General features: G+C 66.0%; 13 protein-coding genes. 6 read left to right on the forward strand and 7 right to left on the reverse strand.

Translation table 11 applies throughout. The annotated features are described in order from the left end of the window. Nucleotides 1-30: 30 nt before the first annotated feature. The 3 genes from AC1DE3_RS06520 (at nucleotide 31) to AC1DE3_RS06530 (ending at nucleotide 2,741) form a co-directional block, all read left to right on the forward strand. Complete coding sequence (locus tag AC1DE3_RS06520; RefSeq protein ID WP_441511042.1) at nucleotides 31-1,143, forward strand: ATP phosphoribosyltransferase regulatory subunit; 1,113 nt, start codon at nucleotides 31-33, stop codon at nucleotides 1,141-1,143. Then, nucleotides 1,140-2,126: an ATP phosphoribosyltransferase gene (gene hisG / locus AC1DE3_RS06525; protein WP_441511043.1), complete on the forward strand. Its 987-nt coding sequence runs from the start codon at nucleotides 1,140-1,142 to the stop codon at nucleotides 2,124-2,126. Before AC1DE3_RS06520 ends, hisG begins: the two co-directional genes overlap by 4 nt. Nucleotides 2,127-2,258: 132 nt before the next feature. Continuing rightward, nucleotides 2,259-2,741 carry an META domain-containing protein gene (locus AC1DE3_RS06530; protein ID WP_441511044.1) on the forward strand — a complete coding sequence of 161 codons (483 nt, stop codon included), beginning with the start codon at nucleotides 2,259-2,261 and terminating at the stop codon, nucleotides 2,739-2,741. Nucleotides 2,742-2,780: 39 nt separating this feature from the next. Here the strand turns inward: AC1DE3_RS06530 and AC1DE3_RS06535 are convergent, their stop codons facing one another. The 5 genes from AC1DE3_RS06535 to groES all read right to left on the reverse strand — a co-directional run bounded on the left by AC1DE3_RS06535 (nucleotide 2,781) and on the right by groES (nucleotide 9,509). Then, complete coding sequence (locus AC1DE3_RS06535) at nucleotides 2,781-4,874, reverse strand: ABC transporter ATP-binding protein/permease (RefSeq protein WP_441511045.1); 2,094 nt, start codon at nucleotides 4,872-4,874, stop codon at nucleotides 2,781-2,783. Between the two features lie 231 nt (nucleotides 4,875-5,105). Beyond that, on the reverse strand, nucleotides 5,106-6,218 hold the full coding sequence (locus AC1DE3_RS06540) for a branched-chain amino acid ABC transporter substrate-binding protein (RefSeq protein WP_441511046.1): 1,113 nt from the start codon (nucleotides 6,216-6,218) through the stop codon (nucleotides 5,106-5,108). 175 nt (nucleotides 6,219-6,393) lie between these two features. Beyond that, nucleotides 6,394-7,308: a phosphate/phosphite/phosphonate ABC transporter substrate-binding protein gene (gene phnD / locus AC1DE3_RS06545; RefSeq protein ID WP_441511047.1), complete on the reverse strand. Its 915-nt coding sequence runs from the start codon at nucleotides 7,306-7,308 to the stop codon at nucleotides 6,394-6,396. Nucleotides 7,309-7,529: 221 nt separating this feature from the next. Beyond that, nucleotides 7,530-9,167: a chaperonin GroEL gene (groL, locus tag AC1DE3_RS06550; RefSeq protein WP_441511048.1), complete on the reverse strand. Its 1,638-nt coding sequence runs from the start codon at nucleotides 9,165-9,167 to the stop codon at nucleotides 7,530-7,532. A 54-nt stretch (nucleotides 9,168-9,221) separates the two neighbouring features. Continuing rightward, the gene (groES, locus tag AC1DE3_RS06555) at nucleotides 9,222-9,509 is read right to left on the reverse strand and encodes a co-chaperone GroES (RefSeq protein WP_047576256.1); all 288 of its coding nucleotides are present in this window, start codon (nucleotides 9,507-9,509) and stop codon (nucleotides 9,222-9,224) included. Nucleotides 9,510-9,737: 228 nt separating this feature from the next. Here groES and AC1DE3_RS06560 point away from each other — a divergent pair, with 228 nt between their 5' ends. Both AC1DE3_RS06560 and AC1DE3_RS06565 read left to right on the forward strand, forming a co-directional pair. Continuing rightward, nucleotides 9,738-10,205 carry a MarR family winged helix-turn-helix transcriptional regulator gene (locus AC1DE3_RS06560; protein ID WP_441511049.1) on the forward strand — a complete coding sequence of 156 codons (468 nt, stop codon included), beginning with the start codon at nucleotides 9,738-9,740 and terminating at the stop codon, nucleotides 10,203-10,205. Between the two features lie 95 nt (nucleotides 10,206-10,300). Further along, nucleotides 10,301-10,783, forward strand: a complete 483-nt coding sequence (locus tag AC1DE3_RS06565; RefSeq protein WP_441511050.1) for a PaaI family thioesterase — start codon at nucleotides 10,301-10,303, stop codon at nucleotides 10,781-10,783. Here AC1DE3_RS06565 and AC1DE3_RS06570 read toward each other — a convergent pair. Both AC1DE3_RS06570 and AC1DE3_RS06575 read right to left on the reverse strand, forming a co-directional pair. Further along, nucleotides 10,770-11,612, reverse strand: a complete 843-nt coding sequence (locus AC1DE3_RS06570; RefSeq protein WP_441511051.1) for a DMT family transporter — start codon at nucleotides 11,610-11,612, stop codon at nucleotides 10,770-10,772. The genes AC1DE3_RS06565 and AC1DE3_RS06570 overlap by 14 nt on opposite strands. Beyond that, a complete protein-coding gene (locus AC1DE3_RS06575; RefSeq protein ID WP_441511052.1) occupies nucleotides 11,609-12,112 on the reverse strand; it encodes a GNAT family N-acetyltransferase in 504 nt (167 codons plus the stop codon). Before AC1DE3_RS06575 ends, AC1DE3_RS06570 begins: the two co-directional genes overlap by 4 nt. A gap of 150 nt (nucleotides 12,113-12,262) precedes the next feature. On the opposite strand from AC1DE3_RS06575, the gene AC1DE3_RS06580 reads away from it, so the two are divergent. After that, nucleotides 12,263-13,693, forward strand: a complete 1,431-nt coding sequence (locus AC1DE3_RS06580) for a lipopolysaccharide biosynthesis protein (protein WP_476852274.1) — start codon at nucleotides 12,263-12,265, stop codon at nucleotides 13,691-13,693. The last annotated feature ends 138 nt before the right edge of the window (nucleotides 13,694-13,831 follow it).

The following is a 13,831-nucleotide window of genomic DNA, read 5'->3' on the forward strand; positions in this document are numbered from 1 at the left end:
AGGACGGCGCTCGCAACAGGATAGGAAGCCGTGTCCGCAAGCCGCGCCAGCATTGAGACCGTGATCGCGCTCTTCGCAGGCGAGGGCTATGTCCATGCCGAGCCCGCGATCCTCCAGCCCGCCGACGTCTTCCTCGATCTTTCGGGCGAGGATATCCGCCGCCGCATCTTCATGACGCAGGATGCCGATGGCCGCGACTGGTGCCTGCGCCCCGAATACACCATCCCCGTCGCGCTCGATCACATCGCCTCGGGCTCGACCGAGCCGGCGGCCTACGCCTATGCCGGCCCGGTCTTCCGCATGCGTGCCAGTGAGCCGGGCGAGTTCCAGCAGGCGGGCATCGAATCCTTCGGTCGTGGCGATTTCACTGCCGCTGACGCCGAGATCATGGCAGTTACTATCGAGGCGACTGCCGTTCTCGGGCTGAAGGCGCCCCGCATCGCCATGGGCGATGTCGCGCTGCTCGGTGCGCTGCTTGACAGGCTCTCAGTGCCGCAGGGCGCGCGACGCCGCCTCGTGCGCGCCATCGTGCAGGGCAGGGGCACGGAGGCCGTCGAGGCACTCGATCCGCCGACCGCCGAGGGCGACGCCGCCCATGCCGGCCTGCTCAAGGCGCTTGAAGGGCAGGACCCCAAGGCCGCGCGCGCCTTCGTCGAGGATGTGCTGTCGATCGCCGGCATCTCGACCGTCGGCGGCCGCACCGCTGGCGATATCGCGGAACGTTTCCTGGCCCGCGCCGCCGAGCGCGAGAATCCGGTCAATGGTGACGTCAAGGCGCTGCTCGCGCAGGTGCTCGCCGTCTCCGGCGATCCCGACACCGCGTCCGCCGCGCTGCGGGCGCTGGCCGATCAGGCCTCGCTCGATCTTGGCCGCCAGCTCGATGCCTTCGACGAACGCACCGGCTTCCTCGCCGCGCGCGGCGTCGATGTCGGCACGATCCGCTTCTCGGCCGGCTTTGCCCGCAATCTCGACTACTACACCGGCTTCATCTTCGAGCTGCACGACACCACTCGCGGTGACGGCAAGCCGGTCGCCGGCGGCGGCCGCTACGACAACCTCCTCGGCCGTCTCGGTGCGGGCCGGCCGATCCCGGCCGTCGGCGCCTCGCTCTGGCTCGACCGGCTGACGGGAGACGCGGCATGAGCCAGCCATCCGGCAATGATGCCCCCCTCGTCCTCGCCGTGCCCTCGAAGGGTCGCCTGCAGGAGAACGCGACCGCCTTCTTCGGCCGCGCCGGGCTGAAATTCGTCAAGGCCAGCGGCGAGCGCGGCTATCGCGGCACGATCGCCGGGGTTGATGGCGCCGAGGTCGCGTTCCTCTCTGCCTCCGAGATCGTCTCACAGCTTGCATCGGGCGCGGCCCATCTCGGCATCACCGGCGAGGATCTCGTCCGTGAGCAGTTGTCCGATGCCGACGCCGCGGTCGAGATGCTGACGCCGCTCGGTTTCGGCCACGCCAATGTCGTCGTCGCGGTGCCGCAGGCCTGGATCGACGTGCGCAGCATGGCCGATCTCGAAGACGTCGCTTCGCATATGCGCGCCCGCCATGGCCGCAAGCTGCGCGTTGCCACCAAATACGTGCATCTGACCCGCCGCTTCTTCGCTGAGCACGGCCTCGCCGATTACCGTATCGTCGAGAGCCTCGGCGCGACCGAAGGCGCGCCCGCCGCCGGCACGGCCGAGATCGTCGTCGACATTACCACGACCGGGGCGACGCTTGCTGCCAACGCGCTGAAGGTGCTGGACGACGGCGTGATGCTGGCCTCGGAGGCCAATCTCGTTGCCTCGATGCGCGCGCCCTGGGGCGAGCGTGCCAAGGCAGCGGCGAAGACCATCCTCTCGCGCATCGCGGCGGAGGAAGAGGGGCGCACGATCCGCGAGGTCCGCGCGCGTCTCGATCTGTCTCCGGAGGTACTGGCGGTTCTCGGGGAGCGTTTCGGCGCCCGCCTGCCGTTCGGTGCGCCGGCGGCCGGTGCGCCGCTGACGCTGCATTGCCCGGACAAGGCCGTCTTCGCGCTGGTCGATCATCTCGACGGTCTCGGTGCCGACGATGTGACCGTCTCCGCCCTGGCTTACGTCTTCCGCCGGTCGAACCGCCTGCTGGAACGACTCAACGGCCGGATCTGAGGCCGCTTTTCTGCGACGGAATGACGGTATCCGTCGCGGTTCAGCCTTGATCCTGAACCAATTGGCCTCTAGGCGTTAACCGGTTTGGCGGCCGGCCGCGCGGCCGTGCGAGTGAATGCAGGTAAGACGATCATGATCCGACGCCTTGGCCTTGCGGCCGTTCTTGCTGGCCTGGCCGTGCCGATGCTGATGCCGGACGAGGCCATGGCGCAGCGCCGCCAGCAGATGCCGTCCCGCACGGAGCTCGGCGGGCAGACCGAGATTCCGCAGGCCCAGCAGGAGAAGACCTTTCCGGTCGGCGCGAGCTGGAGCGTCGTTCAGCTGAATGGCAAGCCCGTCTATGATCGCCGGGCGACGCTGATCATCGACAAGAACCTGCGCGGCACCGGTTTCGGCGGCTGTAACACCTTTTCGGCCTCGGCCTACCCTCTGCGCCAGCAGGGGATCGCGGTGGGGCCGATCGCCCTCACCAAGCGCGATTGCGACAAGGGGCTGCTCGAGTTCGAGCGCACCTTCCTCACCGCCCTGCGCGCAGCGCGCAACTGGGACATCGTCAATGGCCGCCTCGTCATCAAGGGCGCGGCCGGCGAGTTGACCCTCAGCCGCTCGCTCTGATCGCTTCAGCTTCGACCGGATGTTTCGGCGCCGGCTGCCTCAGGCAGCCGGCGTTTTTTCCATCGGTGTGGGGGTGAAGGTGTCGTCCGCGTTGGGTTCCATGGTGACGATGACGTCGTGCATGGAGCGCAGCGTCGTCCGGTGGCCGATCGAGACGATACGGGTCTGCGGGAGCTCCCGGTCGATCGTGGCGTAGATCTCGCCCTCCAGCTTCTCGTCGAGCGAGGCGGTGGCCTCGTCGAGAAAGAGCCAGTCCGGCTTGCTCAGCAGCGCCCGCGCAACGGCCAGCCGCTGCTGCTCACCGCCCGAAAGCCGCTGCCCCCAGAGATCGATTTCGTCGAGCTTGTCGGCGAGATGGCCGAGCTTGACCTTCTCCATTGCGGCGCGGATCGCGGCGTCGTCATAGGCGCCTTCCTTGGCGGGATAGGCCAGCGCGGCTCGCAGCGATCCTTGCGGCAGATAAGGGCGCTGCGGCAGCAGCATGATCTGCGCGTCGGGCGGAATCCCGACCTTGCCGTCGCCGAAGGGCCAGATGCCGGCAATGGCGCGGAACAGCGTCGACTTGCCCGAGCCGGACGGGCCGATCAGCAGGGTCGAGCGCGCCTTGCCGAAATCGAGCGCGCCGAGCTTCACGATCGGCTTGCCGTTCGGCAGCAGCAGCGTCGCGTTGCGGATGTGCAGGCCCTTGTCGCGCGAAGTCTCGCGGCTGAGCGCTTCCTCGCTGATCGGGCCGTGCTGCGCGTCGGCGATCGCTGTCTCGAACGAGGTCAGACGGTTGATCGAGGCGAGATAGGAAGCGATCGAGGAATAGCTGTTGATGATGAAGGAGAGCGCGGTCTGCACCCGGTCGAAGGCGCCGGCCACCTGCATCATGATGCCAAGCGTGATCGTGCCCGCGAAGTAGTAGGGGGCAAGGATGATGTAGGGCAGAACGACGCTGAGCTGATTATAGGACCATGTAAAGCTGTTTAGCTTCAACCGGCGCCAGACTAGTCGGTAGAAGTTCTCGACGATATCGCGGAAGCGCTGTGCTAGATGTGCGCGCTCCGTCGGCTCTCCGACCATCAGCGCGATCTGCTCTGAATATTCGCGCAGGCGCGCCAGGGAAAAGCGGAAATTCGCCTCGCGCTTCTCCTGCTCGAATTCGAGCCGGATCAGCGGGCGGCCGATGAGGTGGGTCAACCAGGTGGCCGCCGCGGCATAGAAGAACGCCACCCAGAAGATATAGCCCGGCACCGCGAAGGAGGTTCCCGGCAGGGTGAATGCGACGGGGATGTTCCAGAGGATGATCGAGAACGAGACCAGCGTCGAAACCTGCGAGAGCAGGGGCAGCGCGAAATTATAGGTCTGGTTGACGAAGGCGCGGGTGTCTTCGGCGATGCGCTGGTCGGGATTGTCGACGCTTCCGGCGAGCGCGATCCGGTAATGAGTGGCATGGTCGAGCCACCGCTGGGTGTACTCGTTCGCCATGAACTGCCGCCAGCGGATCAGGATCGTATAATTGGCGAAAAGTTCGATCAGGTTGGAAATAACAAGCAAGCCGGCCCAGACGCAGAAGACGTAGAAGAGCTGGTACCAGAACGCCGCCGCGTCCTTGTTCTGCAATGCGTCGTACATGTCGCGATTGAAAAAGGAGAGGCGAAGCGATGCGCCGACCTGCGCCTGGTTTATCACAATCAGCAAGACGAGCAGCGAAACAGCCAGGGCTCCGAGTCGAATTCTGAACGGCCCGATTGGCCAGAGATTGGCTGTTGTGATCTCATTAGATTCGAAATAGGGCGAGGCGAGCCGGGCGATGCGCGCGATCACCGGCACGAAGGAGATCGCGTAGATCAGGATGGCGAAGACGCCCACGGTGGTCGGCAGGCTGGACGGCACCGGCGGAATCTGCAGCGCCGGGGGCCACCAATCGATCTGTGCCAGCACCGCCGCCGCGCCGAACAACACATACTCGATCGCGAAGACGCCAGAGAATATGCGCAGGAAGAACGGAAGGGTCGGTGAGCGGAAGGTTACCGCTGCCAGAAGCAGGCCGACGACGCCCATGCCGATCAGCCCGGCCGAGCCGGCCTGCTGGCCGACGACCAGGGTGACAGCCGCCAACACGGCGACGAGGATGCTCAACAGACGCATGGGCAGGGATCCTGGCGGGAAACAGTGGGCTCCACGATTCGGACCATGTCGCAGCGGATGGGGCCTTTCAATGGCGATGCGCCCGAATGAGCAAATTGTCATCTGGTGGAGAGGCGGCGGCGAGGCTGAGACAGGCCGCCGCGCCATCAAGCAAAACGCCCCGGAACGAGCTTGGCTCGCCCGGGGCGGAAGGCAAAACCTAGCGGAACAGCGGCCCGCTAGCTGCAAGCATCACTGGGCGGCGACGATCTTGCCGGCATCCCATTTGTACATCGAGAAGCTCGGCGAACTCAGGTCGCCGGTCTTGCCGTAGGTCAGCGTGCCGATGGCCGTCTTGACGGGCGTGCCCGCCTGCAAGGCCTTGGCGGCGCCGCTTGCGTCGCCCGGCTTGCCGGCCTTCTCGATGGCGGCCTTGAGCACCTCGACCGCGGCATAGGCGTTGAGCGTGAAGGCCTCCGGCGGAATGCCCTTCTCCTTCAGCGCGGCGACCGCCTGGGCCGAGTCCGGGTTCTTCAGCGCGTCGGTGGCGTTGGTGAAGAGCGTGCCCGTGGCGTGATCGCCGCCGATCGCCGCGAACTCCGTGTTGGAGAGACCCTCGCCGCCGATGATCGTGGCCTTGACGCCGGCATCGGCGAGCTGGCGCGAGAGCAGGCCACCCTCGGGGTGGTAGCCACCGAAATAGATCAGATCGACATTGGCGGCCTTGAGGCGCGTCACGACGGCCGAGAGATCCTTGTCGCCGGGGTTGACGGTCAGCGCGACGACTTCCTTGAGCCCGCCGGCATTGATGCCCTTCTGGAAGGCGTCGGCGAGGCCCTTTCCGTAAGTGCCCTTGTCGTGGACGATCGCGATCTTCTTGTCCTTCAGGTTCTTCAGGACATAGGCGGCGGCGATCTCCGCCTGCTGGTCGTCACGGCCACAGGTCCGGAAGACATTGGTCAGGCCGCGCGTGGTCAGGGCCGGCGAGGTTGCGGTCGGCGTCACCATCAGCACGCCGCTTTCGGAGAGCACGTCGGAAACCGCCATGGCGACGCCCGAGGTCACCGGACCCACCACGAACTTGACCTTCTCGCCGACGAGGAGGTTGGCGGATGAGACGCCCTGCTTGGGATCGCCGGCATCGTCGGCGAGCTTCAGCACGAGCTTCTCGCCGAGCACGCCACCATTCTTGTTGATGACGTCGACGGCGGTCTGGGCACCGTTCTTCACCTGATCGCCATAGGCGGCGACAGGGCCGGTCAGCGGCGCGATGAGGCCGATCGTGATGTCGGCCTGGGCGGCCTGGGCCGAGAGGAACAGCGTAGCGGCCAGCGCGACGCCGGAGAGGAAGTGGGACTTTTTCATCTGCATCTCCCTACGACATGCAATTTATGCGCGCGATCCCGCCGGGGATCGCTTGTCGCCTGTATAGGCCAGGGGCGACCCGAGGGACACTGCCCGCATTTTCATCAGGCACGGCGACAAACGCATGGCAATGCCATGGCGGGCTTGGGGAGCTTGCGGGTGGCTCGGAAAGGCCTCAGCCGCTCCGCGCCTTGCGCTGAGCCTCCAGCTCTTCGGTGACGGCGATGACGTCAAGATAATCCTCATGGCGCGCGGGCGCATAGCGCGAGACATGGCCGTCGGTGAAGGTCTTCCAGACGTCCGGAGCGGCCTCTTTCATCGCGCTCATCGCGGCGACGAAGTCGTCCTTGAGACCCTGCGGCAGGTTGGCGCGCGTCGAAAACGGGCTGGAGGGGATCAGTGGCGAGGTCCAGAGCACGCGGGTCGAGCCGGCCTGGATCATGCCGCGTTGGGCGAGGCGCTGGGCGACGCCGGACTCGGTATTGACCTGATAGGTCGCGACGACGTCGAACTGGCCCCGCACCAGCGCCAATACGGAGTTGTCGTGCCCGCCGGAAAAGACCGTGCCGCTGAAATGAGCTTTCGGGTCGAAACCTTGCTTGCGCAGAAAATAGGCGGGGAAGGCGTATCCGGAGGTCGAGTTCGGATCGGCGAAGGCCATGACCTTGCCCTTGAGATCGGCAAGGTTCTGGTAGGGGCTCTCCGCGCGGACCAGCAGCACCGAATAGTACCCCTCCTGCCCGTGGTTATCGACATCGCGGAGCAGCGGCTGGAGCTTGTCGCCCAGCACGCGGCGCCCGAGCGCGTAGACCGCGGGCCCGAACCGGGCGAAGTCGACCTGATCGGCCCGCATCGCCTCGACAAGACCGGCATAGTCCGAAACTCGGAAGAACCGCACGGGCACGCCGAGACGCTGCGATAGGTAGTCGACCATCGGCTGGGTGCGGGCGACGGCACCCGCTTCGTTCTCGGCGGAAGAGACGCCGAAGCGCACCTCCTTGATGCTCTGTCGCCAGTCCGGCGCCTGCGCGAAAGCAGGGACGGCGGTCGTGGCGGCAAGGCCGGCGAGGACTGAGCGGCGTGTCGGCATGATGCCTCCCAGGGTACGCGAATGAATTGACCGCGGTTGGGTGCATGCATCAGGCGACGGCTGGATGGCGGGTGGATGACGGCGCCGTGAAACGCAGAAGGCCCGGCTTGCGCCGGGCCTTCCGTGGTCTCGCCGGGAGCGGTGGATCAGAAGTCCATGCCGCCACCGAAACCGGGCGTGCCCGGTTTCGGCAGTCAAAGCGCTTGAGCGCCTGGACTTCCTCAGAAGTCCATGCCGCCCATGCCGCCGCCGCCCATCGGGGGCATCGGGGCGTCCTTCTTCGGCAGGTCGGCGACCATCGCCTCGGTGGTGATCAGCAGGCCCGCGATCGAAGCCGCGTCCTGGATCGCCGTGCGCACGACCTTGGTCGGGTCGATGATGCCAGCCTTGACCAGATCGCCGTACTCGCCGGTCTGGGCGTTGTAGCCGTAGGAGTAGTCCTTCGACTCGAGCAGCTTGCCGATCACGACCGCGCCGTCATCGCCGGCGTTGTCGACGATCTGGCGGGCCGGAGCGGCGATCGCCTTGCGGACGATCTCGACGCCGGTCTTCTGGTCGTCGTTCTGGGTCTTGATGCCCTTGACCGAGGACAGGGCGCGCAGGAGCGCAACGCCACCGCCGGGAAGGATGCCTTCTTCGACCGCAGCGCGGGTCGCGTTCAGAGCATCGTCGACGCGGTCCTTCTTCTCCTTGACCTCGACCTCGGTCGCGCCGCCGACGCGGATGACCGCGACGCCGCCGGCGAGCTTGGCCAGACGCTCCTGGAGCTTCTCACGGTCGTAGTCCGAGGAGGTCTCCTCGATCTGGGCCTTGATCTGGCCGACGCGAGCCTCGATGTCCTTCTTCTTGCCGGCGCCGTCGATGATCGTGGTGTTCTCCTTCTCGATGCGCACGCGCTTGGCGCGGCCGAGCATGTTGAGCGTCACGGTCTCGAGCTTGATGCCGAGGTCTTCCGAGATCATCTGGCCGGCGGTCAGGATCGAGATGTCCTCGAGCATGGCCTTGCGGCGATCACCGAAGCCCGGAGCCTTGACGGCCGCGACCTTCAGGCCGCCACGGAGCTTGTTGACGACGAGCGTGGCCAGAGCCTCGCCCTCGACGTCCTCGGCGATGATGAGGAGCGGCTTGCCGGTCTGAACGACGGCCTCGAGGATCGGCAGCATCGCCTGGAGCGAGGACAGCTTCTTCTCGAAGACGAGGATGTAGGGGTCGTCGAGCTCGGCGACCATCTTCTCGGAGTTGGTGATGAAGTACGGCGAGAGGTAGCCACGGTCGAACTGCATGCCCTCGACGACGTCGAGCTCGGTCTCGGCGGTCTTGGCTTCCTCGACGGTGATGACACCCTCGTTGCCGACCTTCTGCATGGCCTTCGAGATCATCTCGCCGACCGACGAGTCGCCGTTGGCCGAGATGGTGCCGACCTGCGCGACTTCCGCGTTCGAGGTGACCTTCTTCGAGTTCTTCTTGAGATCGGCGACGATGGCCTCGACAGCGAGGTCGATGCCGCGCTTCAGGTCCATCGGGTTCATGCCGGCCGCAACCGACTTGGCGCCTTCACGGACGATCGCCTGGGCGAGAACGGTGGCGGTGGTGGTGCCGTCGCCGGCATGGTCGTTCTGGCGCGAAGCGACTTCGCGGACCATCTGGGCGCCCATGTTCTCGAACTTGTCGGAAAGCTCGATCTCCTTGGCGACGGTGACGCCGTCCTTGGTGATGCGCGGAGCGCCGAACGACTTCTCGATCACGACGTTGCGGCCCTTCGGACCCAGCGTGACCTTCACGGCATTGGCGAGGACATCCACGCCGCGCAGCATCTTGTCGCGGGCTTCAGTGCCGAATTTGACGTCTTTGGCAGCCATGAGAGCTACTCCTTGGACTGAAATTGAAAAGTTGAGAAAGCGGTCAGGCGGCTATCAGCCGACGACGCCCATGATGTCGGATTCCTTCATGATCAGGAGGTCCTGACCATCGATCTTGACCTCGGTGCCCGACCACTTGCCGAACAGGACGCGGTCGCCCTTCTTGACGTCGAGGGCAACGAGCTTGCCGGCCTCGTCACGCGCGCCGGAGCCGACGGCGATGACCTCGCCCTCCTGGGGCTTTTCCTTGGCGGTCTCGGGGATGATGATGCCGCCCTTGGTCTTCTCTTCGCTGTCAAGGCGGCGGACCACGACGCGGTCATGCAACGGACGGAACTTCATGGTTCTGTCTTCCTCTCGGTCTTATTCGGTTCGGGCGCCGCTGATGGACACCCGGGGGAGGCTGTTAGCAGTCAGCGAATGAGAGTGCTAACAGATGGCGGGGAGATAGGCTCGGGGTCCCGGAGAGTCAAGGAAGCCTGCGACAACAAAGTGAACGTCGCCGGATGCGGCACCGCAGCCCTTCGCCTTCCAGCTGCCGCACGCGCTAGAACACGCTAAGATGGCTGAATGACGACACTCCCTCCCCCGCCTGCGCCCGATCCGCGCCTCGACGATATCGCCCGATCCTGCGTGGCGCTGCATGTCCGGATGACGGCCCGCGCCGTCACCCGTGCCTATGACGAGGCAATGCGGCCGAGCGGGTTGAAGATCACCCAGTTCGTGCTGCTCTCGGCGCTGAGCACCGGACATTGGAAGTCGATCACCGAGCTGGCCGAGCGCTTTGCCCTGGAGCGGACGTCGCTGACCCGCAATCTCCAGCTCCTTGCCGCCGAGGGCATGGTCGAGCCGGTCGACTGCCGCGGTCGTGCCGCTGTCTATGCGGTGACGCAGAAGGGCAGGGCGGCGATCGAGGCTGCCATCCCCTTCTGGCGGTCGGCGCAGGACAAGATCGAAGGCGGCTTCGGCGAGGAGCGCTGGCGCGAGACCCGCGACGGGCTGAAGGCGCTGCGCCGCGCCGCGCGCGATCCGCGTTGAGATATCGAGGCTCCTTCCGCACGATTCCCGTTGGCTCTGTTGACGCATTCAACGTGCTTTCTCTATCGTGCAGATACACGAATTGAGGGGTGGTCATGGATCGAACGTTCGGAGTGGTGTCCCGCGAGGTGCTGGTCGCGGGCGATGGCCTGAGCTTCCTGCGCGGCATCATCGACGGCAGGCACCCGGCCCCGCCCTTCGCCGGGACCATGGATTTCGATCTGGTGGAGGCGGATGAAGGGCGGGTCGTCTTTGTCGGCAGGCCGTCCCCGCGCTTCTTCAACCCGCTCGGTACGATCCATGGCGGCTGGACCGCGACGATCCTCGATTCCGCCATGGCCTGCGCCGCCCATTCCACGCTCAAGCCGGGCGAGGGTTACACCACGCTCGAGATGAAGCTGAACTATGTCCGGCCGGTGATGCCGGATTCCGGCACGGTGCGCTGCGAAGGCAGGCTGATCCATCGTGGCGGTTCCGTCATCACGACGGAAGGCAATCTGCGCGACGAGCGCGGCAAGTTGCTCGCGCACGGCACCGAAACCTGCATGGTGTTTCCGGCGAAAGCTAGCGCCGGCTGACCGCGCCGGCGCCGGCCACGATCAGGAGCGCTCCGAGATAGGTCGTGTAGAGCGGCACCTCGCCGAAGAGGAAGAAGCCGAGCAGGCTCGCCCAGATCAGGGCGGTATATTCGATGGCCGCCAGCCGGGACGCCGCAGCCTTGGCATAGGCCGAGGTAAGCGTGAGATGGCCCGCGACGCCCAGCGCACCGGCGAAGAGATAGATCGCGAGATCCGCCAATGTCATCGGCACGAAGGCGAGGAATGCCGGGACGGCGAGGCACAGCGCCGGCCCGATATTCTGGAAGGCGACGATGACCGTGGGGTGCTCCCGGACCGCGATGCGCCGCAGCAGGATCAGGTTGAAGGCGTAGCTCACCGCCGAGAACAGCGCCGTGGCGACGCCGAGGCTGGCGCCGCTGACATGGCCCTGCAACCGCGGCCAGACCATGACCAGCATGCCGGCGAGGCCGAAGGCGAGCGCCTGCAGCACGCGCCGGTCGATCGTCTCCTTGAGGAGCAGGCCGCCGAGCACCGCGACGAAGACAGGGGCAAGGAACGACAGCGTCAGTGCTTCGGCGAGCGGCAGCACCGAGACCGAATAGAAGAAGCTGCCAGCCGTCAGCACGACGAGCGGGACGCGCGCGACATTGCCGATGATGCTGTCGCGGGTCGGGCGGGCCGGGCGGGCGAGCGCGAGGACGGCGAGCGCGCAGAGGCCGCCCATCAGGAAGCGCATGAACAGCGCGACGATGAAAGGATGCTGCTGCATCTGGCCCTTGATCACCGCATCCATGGCGGTGAGGAGGGCGATGCCGAGCGCAGCGCGCAGGGCGATGGACAAGGTCATGCCGGCGGCGCGGCAAGCGGCTTGCGGAAATGGTATTCCCAGCTCGCGGAGACGTCAGCCAGATAGCGCTCGCCCGGCCAGCGCACGAAACCGAGCTTTTCGTAGAAGCGGTGGCCACGCGCGAAGCGGCTGTCGGACCATAGCATCATCTCGCTGAAGCTGCCGGCCTCGGCGAAGCGCAGCGCCTCGTCGAAGAGCGCCTGCGCCAGGCCCGAACCGCGAAAGGCCGGATCGGCATAGACCTTGGTGATCTCGATTGCGTTCTGCTCCGGCAGCGGCGTGACGCCGAGCGAGCCGGCGATGCCGCCATGGGGCGAATCCGCGATCCAGAGTTTTCCGCCTTTGGCTGCGAAGTGGCTGGCCGGGCGACGCAGTTCGGGAAACTCGGACCATTCGAAATGGCAATTCGGATATTCGGCGAAGCTCGCGGCGATGAGCCTGGCGAGCGGTTCGGAATCAGAATCGCGGGCGTCGCGGATCGGCGGTAGCAAGGCAGTCATGGCGATTGACTTAGAGCATCGGATTGTTCCGAGAAACCCGATTCCACTTTTCGATCCGATGGCCTAGAGGCTGTTAGGGACCATGGCAGGTTTCCTGCGCTTGCCGGTGTCAAAAGACCCTTGCCGCACGGGCGCCGCGACCGAGACAACATGACCGTTCTTCTGCCCTTCATCGTCAATGCCGGGCTGAACTTCGTCCTCGGGTTGCTCGTCGCCCTGTTCCTGGGGCCCGAGGCGTTCGGCCTTTATGCCATCGGCGCCGCGATCGTCGTGCTCATCAACACGGCACTGCTCGACTGGCTGAAGCTCTCGGTCGTCCGCTTCTATTCGGCGCAGAGCTGCGAAAGCGACCCCGGCATCCGCGCGACGCTCGATCTGCTCTTCGCCGGCATCGGCCTTTCCCTTTGCGCGCTCCTGGCGGCGGCGCTGCTCGCCGGAATCGACACGGGCCTGCCGATGACCCTGCTCGCCGTGGCCGTTGCCGGCGGCGTCGGCGCCGGCTGGTTCGACTATCACGGTGCCATCGCCCGCTCGCGCTTCCTCGACGCTGCCTATGCCCGGCTCGTCCTCGTCAGGAGCAGCTTTGCCCTCGCGCTGATGGTCGGCGCGGCATGGTGGCTCCGCGATCCGATGGCCGTCCTGCTGGGAGGGCTGGCCAGCACCATCGTCTCGGTGCTCGCAGTGCGCCGCAGGCTGGCGGATGCGGGGCCGGTTCTTGCCGCCGCACGCGCCGATCTTGCCCGCAGCTTCGCCCGCTACGCACTCCCGCTGGTGGCCGGAAACGCCGTCTATTCACTGATCCCGCTGCTCAATCGCGCCATTCTGGCGGAGCGCTTCGGCCTCGCGGAAGCCGGCTATTTCTCGCTCGCCTCCGATATCGGCCTCAGGCTGTTTCCGGTGCTGGCCTCGATGCTGGAGATCCTGCTGCTGCGTGAGGTCATTCGCCTCGACGAGACGCGCGGCCGCCCTGCCGCCCAGAAGCGCATCGCGCGCAACATGGTGGGCGTGCTTGCCGTCGTGCTGCCCGTTGCGCTCGGCTTTTGGCTGACGCTGCCGGCCTTCGAACGCCTCGTGGTGCCGGCCAGCTTCCGAGGTCACTTCGCCTACTACATGGCCCTGCTGCTGCCCGGCTTCGCCGCCATCGCGCTGTTCCAGGCGGCGATCTACCCGGTCTTCCTGCTGGCAAGGCGCACCCTTGTCGCCACCTGCGCGGCCCTCGCCGGATTATCCGTCAATCTCGCCGCGATCTTCGCAATACCGGGCGCCTCCGGACCGGGAACGATCGCGATTTCGCAAAGTGCCGCCTTCGTGACGGCCTTTGCAGTGACGGGAATCGTGGCCTTGCGCAGCTTGCCGTCCTGGCCGCCGCTGCGCGATCTCGGCTGTGTCGTCCTCGCCGCTGCCGTGATGGTTCTCGTGGTCTGGCCGCTGCAGAACCGCCTGCCGGCTCTGGCGGAGCTGCCGCTCCAGATCGGCCTTGGCGGGTTGGCCTATGCGGTGGCGATTCTCGCCTGCGATGTCGGCCGCTGGCGCAGTGGCCTGAAGCTGCGCTGGCTCGCCCGAAAAGGGTTAAAGCGCTGACCCGCGCTGCAACACTTCCTTCACCCTGCGGCTTGATGCCCCGCTAAGGTTAATTCCGCGAATTGGCTGGGTTTCGGCGTGATTCGCGTGCTGGAACTCCGCGATTCACCATTCCTTTCAGGCCATTCCGCAGGTTTT

The sequence above is a fragment of the Allobosea sp. 10L417 genome (assembly GCF_056395485.1).

Bases quoted from the DNA above. Each gene is read 5' to 3' on its own strand.
- hisG (WP_441511043.1), top strand. From the start codon at position 1,140: ATGAGCCAGCCATCCGGCAATGATGCCCCCCTCGTCCTCGCCGTGCCC.
- AC1DE3_RS06580 (WP_476852274.1), top strand. From the start codon at position 12,263: ATGACCGTTCTTCTGCCCTTCATCGTCAATGCCGGGCTGAACTTCGTC.
- AC1DE3_RS06540 (WP_441511046.1), bottom strand. From the start codon at position 6,218: ATGAAAAAGTCCCACTTCCTCTCCGGCGTCGCGCTGGCCGCTACGCTG.
- groL (WP_441511048.1), bottom strand. From the start codon at position 9,167: ATGGCTGCCAAAGACGTCAAATTCGGCACTGAAGCCCGCGACAAGATG.
- AC1DE3_RS06570 (WP_441511051.1), bottom strand. From the start codon at position 11,612: ATGACCTTGTCCATCGCCCTGCGCGCTGCGCTCGGCATCGCCCTCCTC.
- AC1DE3_RS06560 (WP_441511049.1), top strand. From the start codon at position 9,738: ATGACGACACTCCCTCCCCCGCCTGCGCCCGATCCGCGCCTCGACGAT.
- AC1DE3_RS06530 (WP_441511044.1), top strand. From the start codon at position 2,259: ATGATCCGACGCCTTGGCCTTGCGGCCGTTCTTGCTGGCCTGGCCGTG.
- groES (WP_047576256.1), bottom strand. From the start codon at position 9,509: ATGAAGTTCCGTCCGTTGCATGACCGCGTCGTGGTCCGCCGCCTTGAC.
- AC1DE3_RS06565 (WP_441511050.1), top strand. From the start codon at position 10,301: ATGGATCGAACGTTCGGAGTGGTGTCCCGCGAGGTGCTGGTCGCGGGC.
- phnD (WP_441511047.1), bottom strand. From the start codon at position 7,308: ATGCCGACACGCCGCTCAGTCCTCGCCGGCCTTGCCGCCACGACCGCC.
- AC1DE3_RS06535 (WP_441511045.1), bottom strand. From the start codon at position 4,874: ATGCGTCTGTTGAGCATCCTCGTCGCCGTGTTGGCGGCTGTCACCCTG.
- AC1DE3_RS06575 (WP_441511052.1), bottom strand. From the start codon at position 12,112: ATGACTGCCTTGCTACCGCCGATCCGCGACGCCCGCGATTCTGATTCC.